Origin of the sequence: Nonomuraea sp. NPDC003804 (assembly GCF_040610675.1) — a bacterium.
In the GTDB taxonomy this organism is placed as follows: domain Bacteria; phylum Actinomycetota; class Actinomycetes; order Streptosporangiales; family Streptosporangiaceae; genus Nonomuraea.
Genome location: NZ_JBEXMT010000039.1, coordinates 1 through 21,355 on the forward strand (window position 1 = coordinate 1; position 21,355 = coordinate 21,355).

The window sequence follows — 21,355 nt, forward strand, 5'->3', positions numbered from 1 at the left end:
GGCCTTCGCCTCTGGCACATGGCCGTACTGGCCGCGCTCGCCGACTTCGGCCCCCACACGCAACGCGGCCTGTGCGCACGCCTTTCCGTCGACCCGAGCGACATGGCCAAGGTCGTCGAGCAGCTGGCCGCCCTCGACTACCTGACACGCGCACGCGACGTCACCGACCGGCGGCGGGTCTCGGTCGGCCTGACCGATGCGGGACGCCGTGCCCTGGAGGAGCTCGTCCACGAGGCCCGCACCATCCAGGACGACGTGCTGGCCCCCTTGACGGCGGACGAACGAGCCCAGTTGCACGGGCTGCTGCTCAAGGTGTTCACGGCGACACGCCGGCCCGGCGCAAGGGCGGATCGGCACTGAAGCGGCCCGGATGGCTGTACGGCCCGCCTACGACGCGTCGTGTCCCTCGGAACCGCCGCGTGGCTCCGCTTCCGGGGCGGCGTCGGGGCGCTACGTCGGGCAGCCGAAGCCGCCGGACGTGGCGCGCGCGACCCGCCCGGACGGCCCCACGCGGTCGTGGCGGCGGGCGCGGTGAAAGCCGCAGCGGCTGTCGCGGTCGCGGAGGCGAAGCCGGAACGTGCATTCCATGAGACATACCTTTCGTGCCTGGTTCGCTGGTGCGTCTCATGTGTACGGGAACCCGGTTTCACCTGGGCTTATGTGACTTGACGGCGGCTTTCGCGATGCCTGACGGACCCGGCGCCGGACGCCCGCGCGGGCCGCTCCCTCGAAGACCCCGCCCCCGCGTCGCCGATCGAGGCCCTGAGCGTGACACCTGTGGGACGGACGCTGCCCCTGTGCGGCTGGGGCTTCTGATGCTGCGCGCCGTACGGGAGCCAAACTTTACCTTTTGAGGTGTTGGGACGGATGTTGTCCCAGCTTGTCGCGGTCCTAGGATCTGGCGCATAAATCCGCGCTGTGACCTGGGGGAATGATGGCCGACCTCGAGCTGCCCGAAGACGTGATCGAAGCCCGGAGGGCGTACGACGCCGCCGACGACCGGGTCAGGGAACTCACCGCTGCGATGCCGTCGTCCGTCGACGTGGCCGAAGGCAGGGCCACGTTCGAGCCGCTGGCGATGGCCGACCTCCTTGAGGCCCGCGCTGAACGGCTGCGCCTGCTGGGCGTCCTCCGTGACCTGCCGTGGTGGGGCACCGTGCCCTCGATGGTGGACGCCGAGAAGCAACTGCGGATCGCCGCTCGGGCCGAATGAACGATCCTCGGGGCAGGGGGCGCGGTCACCGTGTGACGTCCCCGGTGGTGGAGAAGGCCTGCCGGTAATGTTCGGCCGCCAGGGCCATGTCGGCGCTGAGGAGATCGAAGAACCTGCTCGCGGTCCGGAGCCGGACGCCGGACGGGGTCTGCACGCCGAGGACGTCGACGCCTTCCCGGACGGCATCGGCCCACATCGCCATCGACCGGGTGCCTGCCAGCCACGTGCGGTACCAGACCTCGTCGTCGACGAGGTACCGGTCGCGCCGGTTGTCCCGCTCGCGCCTGACGAGCCCCAGCTGTTCGAGCCAGCCGACGCCCTTGGAGACCGACGCGGGGCTGACCCGCAGCCGTTCGGTCAGGTCGGTGACGGTCAGGTTGCCGGTGTCGCTGGTGAACAGGCAGACCAGCACCTTGGCCGCCATCGCCGGCATCCCGCCGGACAGAAACGCGGTGAGCCTCTCCTCGAACGCCCTTACCGCCCGGGGATCACGCTCGCCGGCGTCGGCGGCGGCAGGCGTGCCGACCGGCGCGTACGGCCGGCGGCGGGCGCGGCGTCCGGCGGCATGCTGTGCCCGGGCCGCGCGGTAGCCGTACGGGCCGCCGTTGCGTGCGATCTCGCGGCCGACGGTCGATCTCGGCCGCCCGAGGCGACGGGCGATCTCCGCGTAGGGGAGCCTTTCCGCCAGCCCTTCGGCGATCTTGCGGCGCTCCTCGTACGTCAGGTGGCCTCCCGGCATGCGCCCTCCCGGCACTTCCTCGTCGCGCACGCCGCAGTATGCCGCCCGGCCGTACCCGATGGCGACCCGATCGGGGGGACTGTTGCATTTGCCGACACGGTCATTGCGCCAATATCTCCACGCTGACCTGCGATAACAAGATTCGTGCCTTGCCGAATCCGTGAACGGATTCGTAGCTTCGTCGTGCGTGGACATCACCGTTCCCGCGGAGGGAACCGACATGATCCCGCCGTGTCGCGCCGCCCGTGACGCGGAGCCGACATAGATCACTGTCAAGACAAGGAGACCCTCGGCATGGCTGCCAAGATTTGCCTCGTCACCGGTGCCTCCTCCGGCATCGGCCACGCCACCGCACTCGAGCTCCTGCGCGGCGGCCACGTCGTGTACGGCGTGGCGCGCCGGGTGGACAGGATGGCGGCCATCCGCGACGCGGGAGGTCACGCCCTGCCGATGGACGTGACCAGGGAAGAGGATCTCCAGCGGGTCGTCAGCACCGTCCTGGACCGGCACGAGCGGATCGACGTCCTGGTGAACAACGCGGGAACCGTCGTGCACGGCGCGGTCGAGGACACGCCGATGGCGCTGGCGCGAGACCAGTTCGAGGTCAACGTGTTCGCGCCGGCCCGGCTGATCCAGCTGGTCCTGCCGCGGATGCGGCGGCAGCGGTCGGGCACGATCGTCAACGTGTCCTCGGTCGGCGGCGAGATCGCCCTTCCGCTCGGCGCCTGGTACTACGCCTCCAAGCACGCCCTGGAGGCCTTCTCCGACACGCTCCGCATGGAGACAGGACAGTTCGGCATCGACGTCGTCGTCATCCAGCCCGGTGTCATCAGGACCGACTTCGAGGCCGGGACCGCGCGGCAGCTGCGGGAGATCTCAGGAAACGGGGCCTACCGGCAGATGGCCGAGGCCATGGCGCGTGTCGCCGAGGCGCAGGCGGACCAGAGCCACCAGGCCTCGGACCCCGGCGTCGTCGCGACAGCGATCCGGCAGGCCGTCGAGGCGGACCGGCCGGAGACCCGCTACGTCGTGGGCTGGCAGGCCGAGGCGCTGCTACGGCTCAACAGGTCCCTCCCGGACCGCGAGTTCGACGCACGGATCACCGGTTCCCTCACCTGAGCCGAGCAATTGCCGGTGGCCGGGCCAGGCCGGCCGGCCGCCGCCGGGCCGGCGCCCCGCCGTAGCCCACGAGACCGTCATCGGAGAGAACCATGCCCCCTGCCATCGCCGTTTCCGGGCTCGTGAAGGCCTACGGGCCGGTACGCGCCCTCGACGGCCTCGACCTCACCGTGGACACCGGACAGGTGCACGGCTTCCTCGGCCCGAACGGGGCGGGCAAGAGCACCACCATCCGCATCCTGCTGGGCCTGATACGGGCCACCTCCGGCAGCGCCAGGCTGCTGGGCGGCGACCCCTGGGCCGACGCCGTCGCGTTGCACCGGCGGCTGGCGTACGTGCCGGGCGATGTGGAGCTGTGGCCCAACCTCACCGGAGGTGAGGCCATCGACGTGCTCGGCCGCCTGCGCGGCGGGCTCGACGCGAGGCGCCGCGACGAGCTGGTCGAGCGCTTCGAGCTCGACCCGAAGAAGAAGGCGCGGACCTACTCCAAGGGCAACCGCCAGAAGGTCGCCCTCGTCGCCGCCCTCTCCGCCGACGTGGAGCTGCTGATCCTGGACGAGCCCACGAGCGGCCTCGACCCGCTGATGGAGGCGGTGTTCCAGCAGGTCGTCGCCGAGGCCAAAGCCGCCGGCCACACCATCCTGCTGTCCAGTCACATCCTCGCCCAGGTCGAGCACCTCGCCGACCGGATCACCATCATCCGGGAGGGGAAGGTGGTGGAGTCGGGGACCCTGGCGCAGATGCGGCACCTGACCAGGACGACCATTGTGGCCGACACCGCCACCCCGGTCACCGGCCTCGACCGGCTGGCCGGCATCCACGACGCGAGGATCGAGGGCGGGGGCGTGCGGTTCAGCGTGGACACCGAACACCTCGACGCCGCTGTCCGGCACCTCACCGGGTTCGGCATCCGCTCGCTGGTCAGCCATCCGCCGACGCTCGAGGAGCTCATGCTCCGGCACTACGGGACCAAGGAGGCGGCATGACCGCCACGGTCTCCCCGGCGCGCGGCCGTACCGGATCGAGACCGGCGGGCAGCCACCTGACCGGCACCGGCGCCATGGTACGGCTGGCGCTGCGCCGCGACCGGATCAAGCTGTCCGTCTGGGTGCTCGCCATCACTGTTCTCGTCCCGCGCTTCCACCACACGGCCGCGACCGTCGTCGTCCCGACGCCGGAGGCCATGGCCGAGGCCACGCAGCTGATCCAGACGTCGTTCATGAGGGTGCTCGCCGGGCCCGTCTTCGGCGCCGAGGCCATCACCACGCAGAAGTACTTCCTCGCCGCCTACTGGGTCGAGTTCTTGCTGGCCGCCGCGCTGATGAACATCCTGCTCATCACCCGGCACACCCGGGCCGAAGAGCAGACAGGCCGGGCCGAACTCGTCCGGGCCGCCGTCGTGGGCCGGCACGCCCAGCTCACCGCGGCACTGACCGTCGCCCTGATCGGCGACGCCGTCCTCGCGGTCTGCACCGCCGCCGCGGCGATCGGCATCGGGTTTCCCGCCGGCGGCGCGGTGCTGTTCGGCGCCTCCCTCGCCGCGGCCGGGCTGGTGTTCGCCGCGGTCGCCGCGGTCACCGTCCAGATCACCGAGTACTCCAGAGGCGCCGGCGGGCTGGCGGGCGCGGCGCTCTTCGTGGCGTGGATCCTCCGCGGGGCGGGAGCGACGCAGAGCCAGGACGGCGGTCCGCTGTTCTGGCTGTCCCCGCTCGGCTGGTCACAACAGACCAGGGTGCTGGCGGACGAGCGCTGGTGGCCGCTGGGCCTGTCGGCGCTCCTCGCCGGGCTCCTGGTCGCGGGCGCCTACGCCCTGGCGAGCCGCCGGGACCTCGGCGCCGCGTTCGTGGCCCCGCGTCCCGGCCGAGCCTCGGCGGCCGCGTGGCTGCGCTCGCCGGTCACGCTCGCCCTGCGGCTCCAGCGGGCGACCATCGGCTGGTGGGGGGCCGCCTTCCTCGCCGTCGGCCTCGTCCTGGGCGGCATGACCGGTGGAATGTCGCACACCGATCTCCCCATCTTCGCCGGTGCGGACCTCGGGCGAGCCTGGCTCAGCCTCATGGTGTTCACCGGGTCCCTCTACACCGGCGTCTTCGTGATCCTGTCGGTCCTCCGGCTCCGGGCGGAGGAGGTGCGCGGACGTATCGGCCCCGTGCTGGCCGGGCCGACCGGCAGATCGTCGTGGCTCGGTTCGTCCCTGCTGGTCACCGCGCTCGCCGTGGTCCTCCTCCTGGCGGTGTACGGTGCCGCGCTCGGTGCCGGCGCCGCCGCGTCGACCGGCGACGCCGGCCTCGCGGGAGAGGTCGTCGGGGCGAGCCTGCTCCGCGTCCCGGAGGTGCTGGTGCTGCTCGCCGTCCCCGCCGCGCTGCTCGGGCTCGCCCCGCGGGCCGTCAGCGCGGCCTGGGCCGTGCTCGGGTACAGCGGGTTCATGACGGTCCTGGGGTCCTACACGGGCCTGCCGGGATGGCTGGTCGACACCTCGGTGCTGTCCCACCTGCCCTGGCACCCGCTGGGCGCGTTCGCTCCTGTGGCCACGGTGGTGCTCACCGTGCTCGCCGCGGTGCTGACGATCCTCGGCCTGTACGGCTGGCGCCGCCGCGATCTCGCCTCCGGCTAGGAGCACGCGCGGCGTGCAGCACGTGCTCGGCGCTCGTCGGCGGATTCGGTGTCCGAGACCGAGAGCTGGATCAGAGAGACACGCACGTGCGTCCCCTTCCGTCGGCTGTCGTACCGAATCGAGGGGGTGGCGCCATTCTCGCAGTCGTCTCCGCTCGCCGGCTCGCGCCCCCGCCGCCGGAGCCGTTCGCCGGGACATGCACACTGGAGGAACTGGCACGATCTCGCGATGTCGTGACCCGGCGACCCGCGGGAAACCGTCCCGACCGCTCCCGGCGGGAGGACCGATGAGGGGAAGAGCAGCGAACCGTCGCCGTGCCGGTCCGCGAAGAGCATCACTCGGCCTGGTCGCCCTTCTGGCCGGACCCGTACTGCTCATGACCGCCTGCGGTACGTCGGCCACCGGCTCCGCTCCGCCGGAAAGCGGCGGGGCGACGAGCACCGCGACGCCGTTCGCGCGGCTGGTCGACATCGGCGGTGGCCGCAGGCTGTATCTGGAATGCCGCGGAAGCGGCTCTCCCACCGTCGTCCTCGTGCCGGGCCTGGTCGCCGCCGCCGACACGTGGAGTCACGTGACGCGCTCCGCCGGCACCAGAACGCCCAGCGCCGCCGCCGTGTACCCAGGCGTCGGAGGTTTCACCAGGGTCTGCTCCTACGACCGCCCCGGAACGGCACGGGAGAACGGTGGGTTCACCACCTCGACACCGGTGTCGCAGCCCACCACCTCGAAGGGCGATGTGGCCGACCTGCACGCACTGCTGGAGGCGGCGCGAGTGCCCGGTCCCTACGTGCTTGTCGGCTGGTCGGCGGGCGGTCCGATCGTCAGGATCTACGCCGGCGAGTACCCGCGCGAGGTGTCGGGTCTCGTCCTCGTCGACGCGGAGTCGGAGTTCCTGCAGTCGGAGCTCACGCCTGAGCAGTTCGACACCCTCCTCGCGCTGATCCGGAACGACGACAGCAAGCGCGTCGCCCAGTGGAAGGACGTCGAGAGACAGGACCCCGCGACCGTCTTCGCCCAGGTTCGCGCGGCGCCTCCGCCGCCGAGGATGCCCGTGGTCGTGCTGTCGGGAGACACCTTCGACCCCGACGCCTTCCGCGCCCGCCTGCCTGCCGGGGCACCTGCCGACTTTCCGGGCGTCTTCTGGCGGGCGCAACTGGCTGCCCAAGGGGCTCTCGCTCGGGAGTTCCCCGGCGCGAGGTACGTCACGAAGACCGACAGCGACCACAACATCCACAACAACCAGCCACGGCTCGTCATCGACGCGATTCGCGATGTCGTCGAGCAGGCCCGTCAGCGGGAGGTGACGCCTTCACCCTCGTGAAACCCTCGTGAAACGGGGCCTCCGGCTGGATTGATCACAGGCGTTGTCAACGGTGGGACTTGATCGGCGAGGAGATCTCCGTTGTGGTGGAGGTGCCGGATCCGCGGCACCCGCGGAGCCCGAGTCCCACCGTCGCAAGGGAGAACCGCCCGGATGGTCACGAACCGCTACCCGGCCACGTGCTGGCTCACACCGAGCGCGGAGGTCCGTCCCTCGCCTGTCGAGGGACTCGGGCTCTTCGCCACCGCGGAGATCGACCCAGGGGACCTCGTCATGCGGCTCGGCGGACAGGTCATCGACGACGTTACCCTGGCCGGCCTGACCCCGCCCTACAGCAGCCTGACCGTCGAGGAAGGCGTCCACCTGCTCCTTGACCCCGGCCATCCGGTCCGCTACGGCAACCACTCGTGCGACCCGAACCTCTGGCACGACGATTCCACCACGGTGGTCGCGCGCAGGCGCGTCATGCCCGGCGAGGAGCTCTCCCTCGACTACGCCACCCACAGCGGAACGGACACCTGGGCCATGCCGTGCCGGTGCCTGAGCCCTCTGTGCCGCGGTACGGTCACCGGCGGCGACTGGCGACTCGCCCGCCTGCGGCGCGCTTACGGCACCCACTGGGTGACGCCGCTGCTACGCCGCATCGCGCAGAGCGAGCCCGGCGCGCTTCGATGATGAACCATCGTTTCCACCACCTCAATGCCTGGGCCGGCAGCCCGCTGTCGCCGTGGCCATGACCGGCACATCGGCCACCCCCGTCGCCCACCTCGCCGACAAGCTCGAGCACGCGCGGCGTGCTGCATACTGCCGCCTCATGGAGATCTCGGAAGGCGAGCTACGCCGGATCGAGTCCGGGCCGCCGGCCGCGGCCGAGTCGGCGTTCGTCGTGCGCGTGTTCTTCGCGGCGGACGAGGCAGTTTGTCGGGAGTGGCGCGGGCAGGGGGCTCAGCCGGTCGCGAAGGTCGCCTGGTCGGCCGCCGACTCGTCCTCGGCGCGGTAGCCGCTGGCCTGGGTCTCGAACAGCCGGGCGTAGCCGTTGCTCGCGGCGATGAGGTCGGCGTGGGTGCCCTGCTCGGCGATCCGGCCGTCGCCGAGCACCACGATGAGGTCGGCGTCCCGTACCGCGCCGAGCCGGTGGGAGACGAGCAGGCTGGTGCGCCCCGCCCGATGTTCGCGCAGCCGCCGGTGCACCTCGTACTCGGCCTCCGGGTCGAGTCCTGAGCTGGGCTCGTCGAGGATGAGCAGGTCGCGGTGCTCGCGCACCAGCGCGCGGGCCAGCGCGAGCCGCTGCCACTGTCCGCCGGACAGCACCACGCCGGCGTCGTCCTCCGGTCCGAAGAAGATGCGGCTCAGCATCGTGTCGTACCCCTGCGGCAGGGCCCGCACGGTCTCGCCGGCTCCCGCCGCCTCGGCGGCGGCCTCGATCCTGGCCCGGTCGGACATCGCCGCGAGCTCGCCGACGCCGATGTTCTCCGCCGCGGTGAGGTCGTAGCTCATGTAGTCCTGGAAGAGCACGCCCATCCTGGCGCGCAGCTCGGCCGGCGGTACGTCGCGGATGTCCACGCCGTCCCAGAGGATCGTCCCGCGGACCGGGTCGTAGAAGCGGCACAGCAGCTTGATGAGCGTGCTCTTGCCGGCTCCGTTGAGCCCCACCAGCGCGACCGAGGCGCCGTGGGGGATCGTGAGGTCGACGCCGCGCAGCACCCAGGGGTGGCTCTCGTCGTAGCGGAACCACACGTCGCGCAGCTCGATGCCGTGCCGGAGCGCCGGCAGCGCCGCGGGCCGGCGCGGCGCGGGGAGGTCGTCGGGCAGCGACATCACCCGCTCGTGGTGGCCGAACAGGAGAAGCGCGTGGCCGGCGTTGGCCGCGTTCTCCACGGTGGCGACCAGCGCGGCCTGGGTGCCGGCGACGGCCGCGGCGAACGCCGTGACGTCGCCCAGGGTCAGCCGTCCGGCCAGGGCCGCGTACCCCGCCCACACCAGTCCGGTACCGCTGACCAGGGCGGACAGGGCCGCCAGTGACGACTGCGTGAGCGCCTCCCGCCGGTCCAGCCGCCGCTCGCCCGCCTGCATGGTGGTCAGCTCGCCGATCACCCGGCGCCTGAGGAAGTCGCCGAGCCCGAACAGGCGCACCTCCTTGGCCGCCTGCACGTCGGTGATCAGCGAGGAGTAGAAGATCTGCCGCCGGGCCGCCGCCGAGTGTCCGGCGATCATCGCGGCCCGCCGCTTCTCCAGGGACATCCTGGCCGCGAGGGTGGGCAGCGCGGCGACCGCGACCAGTACCGCCATCAGAGGGCTCAGGACGGCCAGCGCGCCCAGCAGTCCGGCCAGGGTGATGACGTTGCGCCCGAGGTCGAACAGGCCCGAGGTGATCGGCCCCATCGCGCCACCGGTGGCCTGCGTGGCCATCCGCAGCTCGTCGAGGAAGGCCGGGTCCTCGAACCGCGACAGCCCCTGGAACCCGTTCACCCTCGTGTACAGGCGGTCCTGCAGCAACAGGTCGAGCCGGCGGTCCGATTCGGCCCGCAGGTATCCCGTGACGTGCGGCAGCACCCCCGCGGCCAGGCCGAGCGCGACGAGGCCGGCGACCGGTCCCGCCACCCGTTCCGCGAGACCCGCCGCCAGCCCGTCGACGAGCTCCTTGGTCATCCACACGGTGCCCGTGGGCAGCAGCCCGGCCACGATGGTGGCCGCCAGCTGCGACACCGCCAGCACCGGTCCGGCCCGCCAGCACAGCCCCCCCAGGGCGGCGGCGCCGCGCAGCCGTTCCGCGATCACGTCGCCGGCGCCATGGCGGTGAGCTCGGCGAGTTCCGTGTGCGCGGCCACGATCGTGCCCTCCTCGGCGCGCAGGAACGTGGGGAACGCCTCGATGCCGAGCGCGTGCCCGATGCGGTCGGCGTCGGCACCCGTGATCACGCTCGCCGCGCCGCCCAGTACGGCGAGCAGGTCGTCGACCTTCGCGCCGTCGCCGCTGATGACCGCCAGGGCGGGCTGCTTGCCCGCCGCCTCGGCGAACTGCGGTGCCCGCTCGTGGCACGTGCTGCAGCCGACGTCGAAGAAGCCCACCAGTCGCGCCCCCGCGGCGACCTCGGGCAGCGTGCGGCCGACCAGCACGCCGGGGTCGTACGCCATGAGCATCGAACGCCCCGCCAGCTGTTCCAGCTCGGCGGTGTGCTCGCGGAGCCGGCGCAGCACCCCCAGGGTGAGCAGCAGGTTGAACAGGCACAGGACGCCGACGAGCACGACGGCGGCAACCAGGAAAGGCATCGGACAACCTCACTTCAGACGGTGAACAGCTCCATCAGGTCGTCGAGGCGCACCACGAGCAGGGCGCCCACGCCGGCCGCGACGAGCGCGAGGACGACACCGGCCGGGTGCGGCGCGGACGTCCCGGCCGTGATCCAGGCGGTGAGCCCGACGCCCCCGAGGGCGGCCAGGACCAGGTTGCGCACCACGTGCACCCGGCCGAGCGGCGTGGCGGAGGCGCCGAAGCACCGGCACGGCGCCTGCCGTCCTCGGCGCAGGGCGGCCAGGATGCCGCCGGTCAGCACGGTGAGCGCCCCGACGGCGGCCGCGAACCCCAGCGGTACGGCCGGCGGGAGCGCCAGCAGGAGTACCACCACGGCCTCGGCCGCCACGAGCGCGTGCGCGGCCACCGCCGACCCGCCTCGCGGAAGGATCCCGAGCGCCACGATGGAGGCCGCGAACTCGTCGAACGCCGCCCGGCCGCGGATCTTCCCCACGAGTGCGATCGTGAAGACGGCGGCCAGCAGGGCCCGACAGGCGATCATGAGATACAGCACGTCGTCACCTCGTCGCCTGGTCTGGCGGCGGACACCGCCGCCAGACCCGCGTGTCCTACCTAGCCACCACAGGTTCTGAACACGCCGCAGGCCCCGCAGTAGGTCTTGCCACCGATGTTGGTGCAGAGCTTGCGGTAGTCGGAGCGCTCCCTGCAGTAGCAGTGGACGTACCACTCGGAGGCGGCCTTCGCGGACGCCTTGGGCACCAGCTTGTCAAGAATCCGGTCGCCGAGCCTGCCAAGGACAGCGGTCATGGATTCGCTCCTTTCCTAGCGATGCGGTCAGCCGAAACCTAGGGGCGGGGCATACAGCGCCCCATACAGCCGCGCTACAACCGGGCGGTGAGCAGCCGTTCCAGCACCGGATCGCGGCGCGTCGACGGGTCGGCGAAAAGGTCGGCGAAAAGGCCGGCGGCCCTGGCGGCGTCCGCCGCGGCGCGCGGGTCGCCGAGGGCCGCGCGTGCTCGGGCGAGCTGCCGGGTGCCGGCGGCGCGGCCGTACGCGTCGCCGATCTGGTCGGTCAGCTCCAGGACGCGGGCCAGGTCGGCCACGGCCGCGCCCGGATCACCCTGCCGCAGCCGGATCTCGGACCTGCTGAGCAGGACCTCCCACTGGTCCTCCCTGTTGCCGATCTCCTCGCAGCGGGCCAGCGCCTCCGCCAGCACCTCCAGCGCCTTCTCCCGCCGGTCGAGCAGGCAGTAGGCGCGGCCGAGCGCGGCCAGGGTGATGCTCTCGCCGTACAGGTCGCGGTCGGCGCGCCGGACGGACAGGCACTCTTCGAGGCGGTCCGCCGCCTCGGCGTACCGGCCCAGCCGGAGCAGCACCTCGCCCAGGTTGTGGGTGACCAGCCCGATGCGGTTCGACCCGTGCGCCTCCAGCAGGCGCAGGCCCGCGGTGATGTGGTCGAGGGCCGCGTCGAGCTCGCCGGTCTGCATGCACAGCCAGCCGAGGTTGTGCAGCGCCAGCCCTTCCTCCTCGCGCCTGCCCAGGTCGCGCCAGAGATCGAGGGCCCGGCGCAGGAGGTCGTGCGCCGCCTCGGCCTGGCCGGACCTCCACTCCACCAGTCCCAGCGTCACCAGCGTGGACGCCTCCGCGACGCGGTCGCTGTCGCGCCGCGCGACGTCGATGGCCAGCCGCGCGACGGTCTCCAGCTCCCGCCAGTAGCCGCTCTTCATCGCGATGGCCTTGATCAGGGGCATCAGCGCGACGGCGAAGCCGCCCTGGTCCGCTTTCACCGCCTGTACGGCCGCCGCCACCAGGCACGGCAGCTCCGTGTCCAGCCATCGCACAGCGGCGGCGGGATCCGGCCGGGCGACGGCGGCGGCGTCGGCGCCCTCGACGGCGGGCAGCAGGTGCGGCTGCAACACGTGCTGCAGCCGGCGGCAGCCGTCGAGGTACCACTCCAGGGCCCGCCCGACCGCCCCCGCGCGCTCCTCCGGCGCGTCATGGCCGCCGGCCAGCTCCGCCGCGAAGAGGCGCAGCAGGTCGTGCATGCGGAACCGGCCGTCACCGACCGGATCGAGCAGGCGCGCCTCGATCAGCTCGTCGAGCGCGCTCTCCGCCGTCGCCCGGTCGGCGTCCATCAGCGCGGCGGCGAGCTCGACGCCCACCTCGGGCACCCCCAGCACGCCGAACAGCCGGAAGGCGGCCTTCGCGGTGCTCGTCAGCGTGCCGTACCCGACCTCGAAACAGGAGCGCAGCCGCAGGTCGGCCGCCTGCAGCTCGTCCAGCCGCCGGTGCTCGTCGCCCAGCCGCTCGCCGAAGCGGGCCAGCGACCAGTCGGGCCGGCCCGCCAGCCGCGCGCCGGCGATGCGCAGCGCCAGGGGGTGGTAGCCGCACCAGGACGCGATCTCCGCGGCGGCCTTCGCCTCGGCGGTCACCCGTTCGCCGGCCAGCAACGTCAGCAGGCGCACCGACTCGGCCTCGTCGAGCATGCCGACGGCGATCGGCACGGCGTCCACGGTGGTCAGCGCGACGCGGCTGGTGATCAGAGCCGCGCAGCCCTCGCCCGCCGGCAGCAGCGGCGCCACCTGGGCGGCGCTGACCGCGTTGTCGAGGACGACCAGGACCCGCCGGTCGGCCAGCAGCGACTGGTAGTGGGTGGCCGCCTCCGCCGGCGCGGCGGGAACGTCACCGGGCGGCACGCCCAGCGCGCGCAGGAAGCGGCCGAGCACCTCGGCAGGGCGCAACGGGGGCAGGCCGGGTGTGGATCCCTGGAGGTCGACGTAGAGCTGGCCGTCGGGGTAGTGGTCGGCCACGCGGTGCGCCGCCTTCACCGCGAGCGCCGACTTGCCCGCGCCGCCGGGGCCGTGCAGCGTCACCACGGACGGGCCCGCCTCGCCGTGCAGGACGGTGTGCAGCCGGGCCTGCTCGGCCGCCCGGCCCACGAACACCATCGGCGCCCGCGGCAGCAGGCGGGGACGCGGGCGCCCGTCGTCGGTCGGGGCGGCCACCGTGTCACGGTCCGGTGCCAGCAGGCCGGCGTCCCTGCGCAGGATCGCCTGCTGCAGCAGGCGAAGGTCCGGTCCAGGGTCGATGCCCAGCTCGTCGGCCAGGACCCGGCGGGCGGCGCCGAACGCCTCCAGCGCGCCGACCACGTCGCCGCTGCGGTACAGGGCCACCATGAGCTGGCCGTGCAGCCGCTCCCGCAGCGGATACTGCCCGATCACCTCGCGCAACCGGGTCGCCGCCGTCGCGTTCTTGCCGAGCGCGAGCTGGATGTCGGCGTGCTCCTCCACCACGCCCAGGTAGTGGTCGGTGAGGCGGGCGACCACCTCGCGCAGGGTGGGGCCGAGCGGCACGTCCTCGGCCGCCGTCCCGTCCCACAGCGCCAGGGCCCGGGTGAAGGACTCCTCGGCGGCGCTCAGGTCGCGCCTGGCCAGCGCCTGGCGGCCGCGTGCCGACAGCGCCTCGAACTCGAAGAGGTCGAACTCCTCCGGCCCGACGTGCAACAGGTAGCCGACGTCCGAGGTGACCAGCCGTTCCTCGTCCGGCAGCAGCTTGCGCAGCTGCATGAGGTAGGTGCGCAGGTTGGCCACCGCGGAGCGGGGCGGCTGCTCGTCCCACACCTCCGCCACCAGCGACCTGATGGGGACGACGTGACCCGCCCGCGCCAGCAGCATGGCGAGGACGGTCCGTTGCTTCGGCGCCGTGATCCTGACCGGGGACCCGTTGACCTGGATCCGCATCGGGCCGAGAAGTCGAAACCGCACGATCGCCGCGGTTATCGGGAGTGTCCGCCAAACCGGCGCAGCGCGACGCCGAGCAGCCGGTCGGCATCGAAGAACCCGCGCTGGCGGGAGTCGACGCTGTCGCTGTTGTCGCCGAGGACGACCAGCGCGCCGGCCGGTACCCGGGTCACGCTGTCGTCGATCCCCGGCGGCACCGGGTCCCCCGGCAACGCGACGGCACGCTTGATGTTCCACTGCCTGCCGTCCGGTCCCGGCGGGCCAGGCTCGGCGGGCGTCGGCGGCGGCTCGAGCACGACCACGTCACCCCTGCTGACCTGGTCGATCCGGCGCCTGAGCACCAGGACGCGATCGCCGTCGGCCAGGGTCGGGAGCATGCTGGTCCCCTCGACGGTGACCACCACGTAGCGCCTTCGCACCCATAACGCGCCCGCGATCGCCACCAGCACGCACCCACCGATGATCAGCTTCATGGCGCTCTTCCGAGGTCGGCCCCTGGGAGGGGTGATTCCTGAGGCGAAACGATCTCCGTTGGAACGTGGCCATGTCAAGGTGCCGCCGCCCCGTACGGCCGGGCGGCGGATCGTCGCCCGTAGAAGGCCCCGCGGCGGGAAGGAACAAGGTGTCCCACGCTGAGGAGTGCCTGCCGTCATGGACTGGAGTCTTCGCGCCTGCAGCCGGCGCGGTCACGTCACCTACGCCCCCGACGAGCCGCATCTGCGACGGCGGCTGCGCGCCGACACCACGCTCGGCGAGGTGTGGCGCTGCCTTCGCTGCGGCGACTTCACTCTCGGACCGCCGCACGGCACCGGCCCCGCCGACGAGGCTCCGCTCGTCCTGCGCGGCCGGGCCCTGCGCGACGCCGCCATCCTCCGGCTCCTCGCGCTCGAACGGTTCGCCAGGGCGCTGCTGCTGTTCCTGGCCGCCTACGGCGTCTGGCGTTTCAAGGGTGGCAAGGAGGCGATCAACAGGGCCTTCGAGGAGTACCTGCCGCTGCTCATGCCGCTGGCCGAACGGCTCGGCTGGCGCCTGGCCGACTCCAAGCTCGTCCTCACTCTGCACCAGCTGCTGGCGACCGGCACGAGGACGCTGACCTTGCTGACCGTCGCCCTCACCGCGTACGGCGTGATCCTGGTCGTCGAGAGCGTCGGGTTGTGGCTGCTCAAGCGGTGGGGCGAGTACTTCGCGGTGATCGCCACCTCGGTCTTCATCCCGCTGGAGATCTACGAGCTGAGCCACCGGATCACCTGGATCCGGGTGACGTTGCTCGTCGTGAACCTCGCGGCCGTCGCCTACATCGTCGTCACCAAGCGCCTCTTCGGCGTGCGCGGAGGTCGCGCCGCCCACGAGGCGGAACGGCACGAGGCGAGCCTCCTCGAGGTCCAGACGGCGGGCACCCGCTGAACCCGCCCCGGACGGCCGACGCGGGGTGCACGATGGGCTGGGAGACGTGGGAAAGAGGGCGTGGGAAGCCCGCGGGAGACCGTGGGGGAAAAGGAAGCGAGGCCCGCATCGGAATGCGGGCCTCGCTGGGAGCCGATCGGCGAGCTCGACGAGCCCGTCGCGGTCATGTCTAGAACTCGGGAAGCCTGCCGATGGCGACGTGCCGCCTCAGCTCCTCCTTGGCGAGTTCCCTGATCTGAGCGGGCTTCCAGGGCGTCTCGCGCCTGCGCGACTCGCCCAGCTGGCGGCGGAACTGCTCCAGGGCGCGCCTGGCGTCGTCGCGCTCGCGCTGACGCTCCCGCCTGGTCTTGGTCCGGTCGTCCTGTTCGCGCCTGGCGTTGGGCTGGTCGTGCCCGCCCACGGTGGCCTGGTCGTTCCTGCCGGCCATCGGCTGGTCGTGCCCGCCCACGGCGGCCTGGTCGTTCCTGCCGGCCGTCGGTTGGTCGTTCCTGTCGTTCGTCGGCCGGTTGTTCCTGCCGCTCACGAGGCCGGGCCGCGCGTCGTCGTCGCCCGTGGCGCCGAACCGGTCGTTCCAGTCACGCGTGATGTCGAGCAGGTCGTCGTTCGCCTCGGCCCGCGTGCGCCGGTCCGCTGCCCGCCCGTGGACGGCCTCCGACGCGGTCCGCTCGCTCCAGGCCGCGGCTCGCTGACCGGACTCGGCCTGCTGGTACCTGTCCTCGGACTGCTGCCCGGTGTCGGCCTGCTGCCCGGTGTCGGCCTGCTGCCCGGACTGCTGACCGGACTCGGCCTGCTGTCCGGACTGCTGGCCGGACTGCTGGCTGGACTGGCCGGACTGCTGGCCGGCCCGCTGCCGCCTGGCCTCGGCCGCGGCCTGTCTCCTTACCTCCCTGATCGCGGCCCGCATCTCACGCTCCGCCGCGGCGGTCGCCCAGGGCTTCTTGGTGTCCGTGGCCCGGCCGCGGCCGGCGCGGTCGGTCCCGGCCCGGTCGCGCCTGGCGCGCTCGGGTGCGGGGTCGTGCGCCCCCCAGGCCCGGCGGAGCTCAGGGGCGTGCGCCTGCCTGGCACGACCCGGCTCGGCGTCGCCCGCCCGCCGGTTCCGCGTCGCCCGGTCGCCCTCGGCCCAGGCCCGGCGGGCCCCCCGCGTCGCGTGCTCGCCCCGCTCGGCCCGGGAGCCGTCCTTCCGGCTGTGTATCGAGGGCCACTGCCGCTTGCCCGGGCTGACCGTCCGCCACGTCACCTTCGGCATGCCCAGCTTCGGCCTGATCATCTTCGGCGGGACCGCCTTCGGCGGGTTGACCGCCGCCGGGGTGACCGGCGCCGGAGTGGGCGTCGGCGGGACGACCGCCGGCGCGGCGACCGTGGTGATGGTCGGCGTGGTGCCGGCGGGCGTGTCGGCCTGCGGGGTGATGGCCACGCGCTGCGGCAGGTCGAAGCGATAGTCCTCCACCTCGCCGCTGTCGGCCCATCCCGTCGGCCGCTCCACCCCTTCGGGCCTGGCGGTCACGCGCAGCCGCATCCACGTGCTGCCGGCCTGCATCGATTCGGGAAGGTTCCAGGTCAGCGTCTCGCTGTCGTCGCGGCGGTCCACCTCCGCGAGCGCCCGCTCCTCGTCGTCGAACCTGCCGTCGCGGTCGAAGTCGATCCACCCCGCCAGGACGGCGTCCGAAGCCGACCTGATGGGCACGGTCAGTGAGTACGCCGTCGCGTCGTCCTCAAGGACGAGCTCGTCGCCGCTCAGCGCGTCGTCGGTGTCGGCGTCCCCTCGGATGGCCCGCGCCTCGAAGCTCAGCGTGTCGGCGTTGTCGGCCGTCGCGTTCTCGCCGATGAAGATGTCGGTGATGGCGTGCGAGGCGGGGCCGTACGAGGAGGGCGCGTCGGAGTCGTCCTCGTGCAGCGACAGCTTGAAGGCGCCCCACAGGTGCGGGGTGCCCGCGTCGCCCCTGGTCCGCACGTTGCGGGCGCGCAGCCGGATCGTGAACGAGGTGACCGTGCCGTTCACCTGGACGGTGCCGCAGGTGTAGACGACGCCGCAGGTGGTGGAGTGGACCCGGTAGACCCGCTCGGGCACGATCGAGGTTCCGGTGACCTCGTAGCCGGGGAAGCCCGCCACGCGGGAGAAGGACGGCATGGTCGGTGTTCCGCCGACCAGCTCCACTCCCGCCCAGTAGTCGTCCCGCCTGCCGGAGAGGTCCTCCGCCCTGCCGCCGGTGCCGAAGACGTGCAGCCGGGGATCGCGGACCGGTCTGGAGAAGGTGAACGTCAGCTCGGCGACGTCGCTCCACTCGTTGGCCTCGACCGTGAAGTTCTCGTAGCGGTCGACGATGCCCGCCTCCGCCTTGGCGTTGACGGGCATGAGGTACTCGTCGGGCGGGGCCGCCGGGTCGGCGAGCGACACTTCGGCGGAGCCCACCTGGCTTCCGTTGACCATCACCTTGCGTACGGTGACCATCACGCCCGAGGGCGTGTCGCCTATGGCCTCTGTCGACGAGTTCGTGAACGATGCCGGGCGCCCGCTCGCGTATGCGAAGGGAACGATGCCCGTGACCCCGACGAAGGCCGCGGTCATCCCGGCGAGGATTACGCGCACACCCAATTTCGCTCCCTGTTCTTGTCCCGAAAGGATCACGTTGACTTGCGGACCTGGCTCACCAGTCCGCGGGTGACTCGTCTGGCGGCGAAGTCGCTGCCGTGGACGAATCTCATGGCCGGGCCGAAGGTGGCGGCGGCGGCCAGTCCGACCATGTAGAGGCCGGGCACCCGGGTCTCGAACGTCCGTGACAGCCGCGGCCGCGGCCCGCCCGCGCTGACCCCGCGGCGCAGGTTCGGGTCGAGGATGTCGATCCTGCCGACGTCGACCTGGTATCCGGTCGCGGCGATCACATGCTCGGTCTCCAGCGTCTTGACCGTGCCCCTGCCGGTGGTCAGATGCAGCCGTACGGCGTCGCGGTGGTCCGCGCCCTCCAGCCGCACGCCCAGCGTCACCGGGACGGCGCCGTCGAAGCGCTCCTTGAGCCACCACGAGCCCGCGGGCCCCAGCGTGGTGCGCACGATGTGGCTGCGGGCCGCCTTCGGCAGGTACCTGACGGCACCGGGCAGTTCGGACCACACCCACGACGGCCAGCCCGTGCCGAGGCCCGAGCGGGGCGCCAGCGTGCGCGTGAGAACCGAGCGCCGCTCGTCGGGCGTGTCGTTCCAGGCCAGCGACGGGGTCCTGGCGACGATACGCGGCTTCGCCCCTGCCTCCACGAGCAGCGTCGCCGTCTCGAGCGCGGACTGGCCCGCGCCGACGACGGCCACGTGCCTGCCGGCGAAGGCCGACAGGTCGTGGTGCTCGCAGCTGTGCGACGACACCTCCGGCGGCAGTTGGGCCAGCGCGTTGGGCCGGTGCGCGAACGGCAGGAAGCCCAGCGCCAGGACCACGGTCCTGGCCAGCAGGGTGGCGCCGGACGACAGCGTGACGCTGAACAGCCCGCCTTCGGTGCCGATGCCGGTCACGGTCGACTCGTCGAGCGCGTCCTTCACCGTTTGCGCGCGAAACCATTTGCCGTAGGCGATGAACGTCTCCACCGGGACGGGCTCGCCATAGGAGTAGCGGCGAAAGGCGTCGAGGCCGTATCGCCGATCGGGGTCGCTGAGATGGGACGCGTCCGGCTCGGATTTCAACAGCATTCCGCGCGGCATGTGCCATTCCCATGCCTGCATCGGCCGTCCGAAAACCCGGGCGTCGAGACCCGCCGCCAGCGCGTGGGTGGCGACCGAGAGTCCATAGGGACCGGCGCCCACAATTGCCACGTCAATCACCGGCGTCTGCAAAACTTCCCCTCCTGTTCGTTGTCCCCTAAAAGCCTATTTCCGACCCTGTGCGAGGCGGGTAAAGCCACGCTTTATCGACTGTCTAGCCATTGCCACGAAGGGCCAGAAATCGTCCGCGGAAAGCCAGGCGAGTTCGTCTGCCTCCCGTACGGCCCGCAGCCATGCGGTGCAGGTTCGTTCGCGTCCGGCGCGAAATGCGGGGTAAATGTCGTAGTTTTCCACCAGAAAAGTCCGCCCATGGACGAAACGGGCCGGCGGTATGTGTTCCCCGGACAGGTGCAGGTGCATGGTGCGCACGAGGTCGAGCCCGCGGCCGTCGCCGAAGAGACGGAACTGCGCGCCGAGTCGCGGGTTGAAGTCGACGAGGTAGTACACGTCCTCGGCGGCGTCGTAGCGGAAGTCCATGTCCAGCACGCCGCGGTAGCCGAGCGCGGCGGCCATGCCGTGCGCCACGTCCTCGATCGCGGGATTGGGCAGCGCCCTGCCGTACGTGGTGAGGCCGGCGCCGGGCGGGTAGGCGCGCTCCTTCCGTCCCGTGCCGCCGAACAGGCAGCTGGAGTCCTCGTCGTAGTAGCCGTGGAAGAACCAGTCGGAGGTGGGCCCGCCGGGCACGAAACGCTGCAGCAGCAGGTCGCAGTCGAAGCCGTGGCCGAGCAGTCCGTCCGCCTGCTCGGGCCGGTGGATCAGGCTGGTGGTGCGCAGGCCCGCCTGCCTGGGCAGCCGCCACGGCTGGGCCCACTTGGCCACCAGCGGCAGGCCGAGGTCGGCCACGGCGGCGGCGATGTCGTCCGGGCAGGTCACGACGCGGGTCTCCGGCTGCGCCACGCCGAGTGACGTGCACAGGGAGGACAGCGCGGCCTTGTCGGCGAGCCGCCGCGGCAGGCCGGGCGCCTGGCCGGGCAGCAGGAAGCAGTGGCTGAGCTCCGCCGCGTGCTCGGCGACGGCGATGGCGCCGGCGTCGTCCATGGCGACCAGGACGGCCCTGCGGCCGATCCGCTTGGCCACCGCGGTCAGCGTCTCGACGACCTCTCCGCCCGGTGGCCAGGTGTACATGCGGCTGAGGTATTTCGACCGGGAGACGGGTGCGTGCCGTCCCTCGATGATTCCGTGCACTTCCACTCCGGCCCGGCCAAGGGAGCGAATGGCGCCGAGTGTTCCGTGGTGAAAGATATTGTCGTCCATCCGCAGCACTAGTGCGGGAACGGTCGTATCAAGCATGTCGTGCGTTCCATTCCAAAAGTCAAACGCCTCATCTCGGACATTTATCGGCAACTCGCGAGTCGGATATTGGCTTTTTCGCCGAGCGGGGTATATACGGTGAGACCTGAGACGACATATAGGGACGTTCGCAATGACCGCCAAAAAGGGATACGTGCGCTGTCTTTTCGCGATGCTCGCCGGATCGGCCGCCATGGCGTGGCTTTCCGCGAGCAGCCGCGTCGACGGCGCGCAACGTGAAGAGCCCGAGCACAGACCCGCCGCGCTCGGTGTCTTCCTCGCCTCCGACGAGCGAGGTCCTCAGCGGCTGCCGGGCTTCGAGGCCTGGCTGGGCGCCGAGGTGACGGTCGGCCGTACTTATCTGCCGGGGGAGGCCTGGGGCGCGCTGCAGGGGCCCGGATTCATCCTCGAACCGTGGCTGCGCTGGCGCGCCGCCAAGCCGGGCAGGATCCTGGCCCTGAACGTGCCGATGATCACCCCGAACGAGAACGAGATGTCCGACGACGAGGTGGCCGTGCTGCTCCGCGCGGGCGCGAACGGCGCGTTCGACCCGTTCTTCGAGCGCCTGGCGCAGAAGCTGGTGGCGGGCAACGCGGCCGACACCATCATCGTGCTCGGCTGGGAGATGAACGGCACCACCTACTCCCACCGGTGCAAGCCGGATCCGGACGCGTGGAAGGCCTACTGGCGGCGCGTCGTCACCGCCATGCGGGCGATCCCCGGTCAGCGCTTCCGCTTCGACTTCGCGCCCGCCCGCGGCCGCGACGCCATCGAGTGGACGACGTGCTACCCGGGTGACGACGTCGTCGACATCATCGGTATGGACAGCTACGACATGGAGCCGGGCAAGACCTTCTCCCACTACGTCGAGCAGCCGTACGGCCTGCAGGCGCACGCCGACTTCGCCGCCGAGCGGGGAAAGCCG

Annotated in this window: 20 protein-coding genes and 1 pseudogene; 10 read left to right on the forward strand and 11 right to left on the reverse strand. The window is 72.0% G+C overall.

Going from position 1 to position 21,355, the window contains the following annotated elements; genetic code table 11:
- Together ABZX22_RS38535 and ABZX22_RS38540 are read left to right on the forward strand one after the other, a co-directional pair.
- On the forward strand, positions 1-360 hold a 360-nt coding region (locus tag ABZX22_RS38535), incomplete at its 5' end, for a MarR family winged helix-turn-helix transcriptional regulator (protein WP_354919844.1).
- 571 nt (positions 361-931) lie between these two features.
- Positions 932-1,213 carry a hypothetical protein gene (locus tag ABZX22_RS38540; RefSeq protein ID WP_354919847.1) on the forward strand — a complete coding sequence of 94 codons (282 nt, stop codon included), beginning with the start codon at positions 932-934 and terminating at the stop codon, positions 1,211-1,213.
- Positions 1,214-1,238: 25 nt separating this feature from the next.
- Here the strand turns inward: ABZX22_RS38540 and ABZX22_RS38545 are convergent, their stop codons facing one another.
- Positions 1,239-1,952 carry a helix-turn-helix domain-containing protein gene (locus ABZX22_RS38545; protein ID WP_354919850.1) on the reverse strand — a complete coding sequence of 238 codons (714 nt, stop codon included), beginning with the start codon at positions 1,950-1,952 and terminating at the stop codon, positions 1,239-1,241.
- Between the two features lie 294 nt (positions 1,953-2,246).
- Here ABZX22_RS38545 and ABZX22_RS38550 point away from each other — a divergent pair, with 294 nt between their 5' ends.
- From ABZX22_RS38550 to ABZX22_RS38575, 6 genes are all read left to right on the forward strand, one after another.
- Positions 2,247-3,071 carry an oxidoreductase gene (locus tag ABZX22_RS38550; RefSeq protein ID WP_354919852.1) on the forward strand — a complete coding sequence of 275 codons (825 nt, stop codon included), beginning with the start codon at positions 2,247-2,249 and terminating at the stop codon, positions 3,069-3,071.
- A gap of 92 nt (positions 3,072-3,163) precedes the next feature.
- On the forward strand, positions 3,164-4,057 hold the full coding sequence (locus ABZX22_RS38555; RefSeq protein WP_354919855.1) for an ABC transporter ATP-binding protein: 894 nt from the start codon (positions 3,164-3,166) through the stop codon (positions 4,055-4,057).
- Positions 4,054-5,682, forward strand: coding sequence for an ABC transporter permease (locus tag ABZX22_RS38560; RefSeq protein ID WP_354919858.1), 1,629 nt, complete (start codon positions 4,054-4,056; stop codon positions 5,680-5,682). The genes ABZX22_RS38555 and ABZX22_RS38560 overlap by 4 nt, the downstream gene beginning before the upstream one ends.
- Before the next feature lie 376 nt (positions 5,683-6,058).
- Positions 6,059-7,003 carry an alpha/beta hydrolase gene (locus ABZX22_RS38565; protein WP_354919861.1) on the forward strand — a complete coding sequence of 315 codons (945 nt, stop codon included), beginning with the start codon at positions 6,059-6,061 and terminating at the stop codon, positions 7,001-7,003.
- A gap of 153 nt (positions 7,004-7,156) precedes the next feature.
- Positions 7,157-7,678 carry an SET domain-containing protein-lysine N-methyltransferase gene (locus tag ABZX22_RS38570; protein WP_354919864.1) on the forward strand — a complete coding sequence of 174 codons (522 nt, stop codon included), beginning with the start codon at positions 7,157-7,159 and terminating at the stop codon, positions 7,676-7,678.
- Between the two features lie 58 nt (positions 7,679-7,736).
- Positions 7,737-8,003: a hypothetical protein gene (locus ABZX22_RS38575; protein WP_354919866.1), complete on the forward strand. Its 267-nt coding sequence runs from the start codon at positions 7,737-7,739 to the stop codon at positions 8,001-8,003.
- On the opposite strand, the gene ABZX22_RS38580 is transcribed toward ABZX22_RS38575, so the two are convergent.
- From ABZX22_RS38580 to lepB, 6 genes are all read right to left on the reverse strand, one after another.
- Positions 7,949-9,781 carry an ABC transporter ATP-binding protein gene (locus ABZX22_RS38580; protein WP_354919869.1) on the reverse strand — a complete coding sequence of 611 codons (1,833 nt, stop codon included), beginning with the start codon at positions 9,779-9,781 and terminating at the stop codon, positions 7,949-7,951. The two genes, ABZX22_RS38575 and ABZX22_RS38580, sit on opposite strands and share 55 nt — an antisense overlap.
- Positions 9,778-10,272, reverse strand: coding sequence for a hypothetical protein (locus tag ABZX22_RS38585; protein ID WP_354919871.1), 495 nt, complete (start codon positions 10,270-10,272; stop codon positions 9,778-9,780). The genes ABZX22_RS38580 and ABZX22_RS38585 overlap by 4 nt, the downstream gene beginning before the upstream one ends.
- A gap of 14 nt (positions 10,273-10,286) precedes the next feature.
- A complete protein-coding gene (locus ABZX22_RS38590; protein ID WP_354919874.1) occupies positions 10,287-10,808 on the reverse strand; it encodes a MauE/DoxX family redox-associated membrane protein in 522 nt (173 codons plus the stop codon).
- Positions 10,809-10,867: 59 nt separating this feature from the next.
- Positions 10,868-11,062: a hypothetical protein gene (locus ABZX22_RS38595; protein WP_354919877.1), complete on the reverse strand. Its 195-nt coding sequence runs from the start codon at positions 11,060-11,062 to the stop codon at positions 10,868-10,870.
- Between the two features lie 74 nt (positions 11,063-11,136).
- Positions 11,137-14,019, reverse strand: coding sequence for a BTAD domain-containing putative transcriptional regulator (locus ABZX22_RS38600; protein ID WP_354919879.1), 2,883 nt, complete (start codon positions 14,017-14,019; stop codon positions 11,137-11,139).
- Between the two features lie 11 nt (positions 14,020-14,030).
- Positions 14,031-14,468, reverse strand: coding sequence for a signal peptidase I (gene lepB / locus ABZX22_RS38605; protein WP_354919882.1), 438 nt, complete (start codon positions 14,466-14,468; stop codon positions 14,031-14,033).
- A 178-nt stretch (positions 14,469-14,646) separates the two neighbouring features.
- Between lepB and ABZX22_RS38610 the strand changes: the two genes are divergently transcribed.
- Positions 14,647-15,399 carry a DUF2127 domain-containing protein gene (locus ABZX22_RS38610; RefSeq protein WP_354919885.1) on the forward strand — a complete coding sequence of 251 codons (753 nt, stop codon included), beginning with the start codon at positions 14,647-14,649 and terminating at the stop codon, positions 15,397-15,399.
- A gap of 169 nt (positions 15,400-15,568) precedes the next feature.
- On the opposite strand, the gene ABZX22_RS38615 is transcribed toward ABZX22_RS38610, so the two are convergent.
- The 4 genes from ABZX22_RS38615 to ABZX22_RS38630 all read right to left on the reverse strand — a co-directional run bounded on the left by ABZX22_RS38615 (position 15,569) and on the right by ABZX22_RS38630 (position 21,066).
- Positions 15,569-17,848 (reverse strand): GEVED domain-containing protein, encoded by a 2,280-nt coding sequence (locus ABZX22_RS38615; RefSeq protein ID WP_354920059.1) that lies wholly within the window; start codon positions 17,846-17,848, stop codon positions 15,569-15,571.
- Between the two features lie 173 nt (positions 17,849-18,021).
- The gene (locus ABZX22_RS38620; RefSeq protein WP_354919888.1) at positions 18,022-19,200 is read right to left on the reverse strand and encodes an NAD(P)-binding domain-containing protein; all 1,179 of its coding nucleotides are present in this window, start codon (positions 19,198-19,200) and stop codon (positions 18,022-18,024) included.
- A gap of 45 nt (positions 19,201-19,245) precedes the next feature.
- Positions 19,246-20,325, reverse strand: a complete 1,080-nt coding sequence (locus tag ABZX22_RS38625) for an ATP-grasp domain-containing protein (protein ID WP_354919890.1) — start codon at positions 20,323-20,325, stop codon at positions 19,246-19,248.
- 462 nt (positions 20,326-20,787) lie between these two features.
- Entirely contained in the window at positions 20,788-21,066 is a 279-nt protein-coding gene (locus ABZX22_RS38630) for a hypothetical protein (RefSeq protein ID WP_354919893.1), read from the reverse strand.
- On the opposite strand from ABZX22_RS38630, the pseudogene ABZX22_RS38635 reads away from it, so the two are divergent.
- Positions 21,056-21,208: pseudogene (locus tag ABZX22_RS38635) on the forward strand (glycosyl hydrolase family 26); the annotation flags it as partial. The gene ABZX22_RS38630 and the pseudogene ABZX22_RS38635 sit on opposite strands and share 11 nt — an antisense overlap.
- Between the last annotated feature and the right edge of the window lie 147 nt (positions 21,209-21,355).

Coding starts and splice junctions, on each gene's coding strand:
- ABZX22_RS38550 (WP_354919852.1), top strand. CDS start 2,247: ATGGCTGCCAAGATTTGCCTCGTCACCGGTGCCTCCTCCGGCATCGGC.
- ABZX22_RS38610 (WP_354919885.1), top strand. CDS start 14,647: ATGGACTGGAGTCTTCGCGCCTGCAGCCGGCGCGGTCACGTCACCTAC.
- ABZX22_RS38575 (WP_354919866.1), top strand. CDS start 7,737: ATGACCGGCACATCGGCCACCCCCGTCGCCCACCTCGCCGACAAGCTC.
- ABZX22_RS38570 (WP_354919864.1), top strand. CDS start 7,157: ATGGTCACGAACCGCTACCCGGCCACGTGCTGGCTCACACCGAGCGCG.
- ABZX22_RS38545 (WP_354919850.1), bottom strand. CDS start 1,952: ATGCCGGGAGGCCACCTGACGTACGAGGAGCGCCGCAAGATCGCCGAA.
- ABZX22_RS38560 (WP_354919858.1), top strand. CDS start 4,054: ATGACCGCCACGGTCTCCCCGGCGCGCGGCCGTACCGGATCGAGACCG.
- ABZX22_RS38595 (WP_354919877.1), bottom strand. CDS start 11,062: ATGACCGCTGTCCTTGGCAGGCTCGGCGACCGGATTCTTGACAAGCTG.
- ABZX22_RS38555 (WP_354919855.1), top strand. CDS start 3,164: ATGCCCCCTGCCATCGCCGTTTCCGGGCTCGTGAAGGCCTACGGGCCG.
- ABZX22_RS38585 (WP_354919871.1), bottom strand. CDS start 10,272: ATGCCTTTCCTGGTTGCCGCCGTCGTGCTCGTCGGCGTCCTGTGCCTG.
- ABZX22_RS38565 (WP_354919861.1), top strand. CDS start 6,059: ATGACCGCCTGCGGTACGTCGGCCACCGGCTCCGCTCCGCCGGAAAGC.
- lepB (WP_354919882.1), bottom strand. CDS start 14,468: ATGAAGCTGATCATCGGTGGGTGCGTGCTGGTGGCGATCGCGGGCGCG.
- ABZX22_RS38540 (WP_354919847.1), top strand. CDS start 932: ATGATGGCCGACCTCGAGCTGCCCGAAGACGTGATCGAAGCCCGGAGG.
- ABZX22_RS38615 (WP_354920059.1), bottom strand. CDS start 17,848: ATGGTCACCGTACGCAAGGTGATGGTCAACGGAAGCCAGGTGGGCTCC.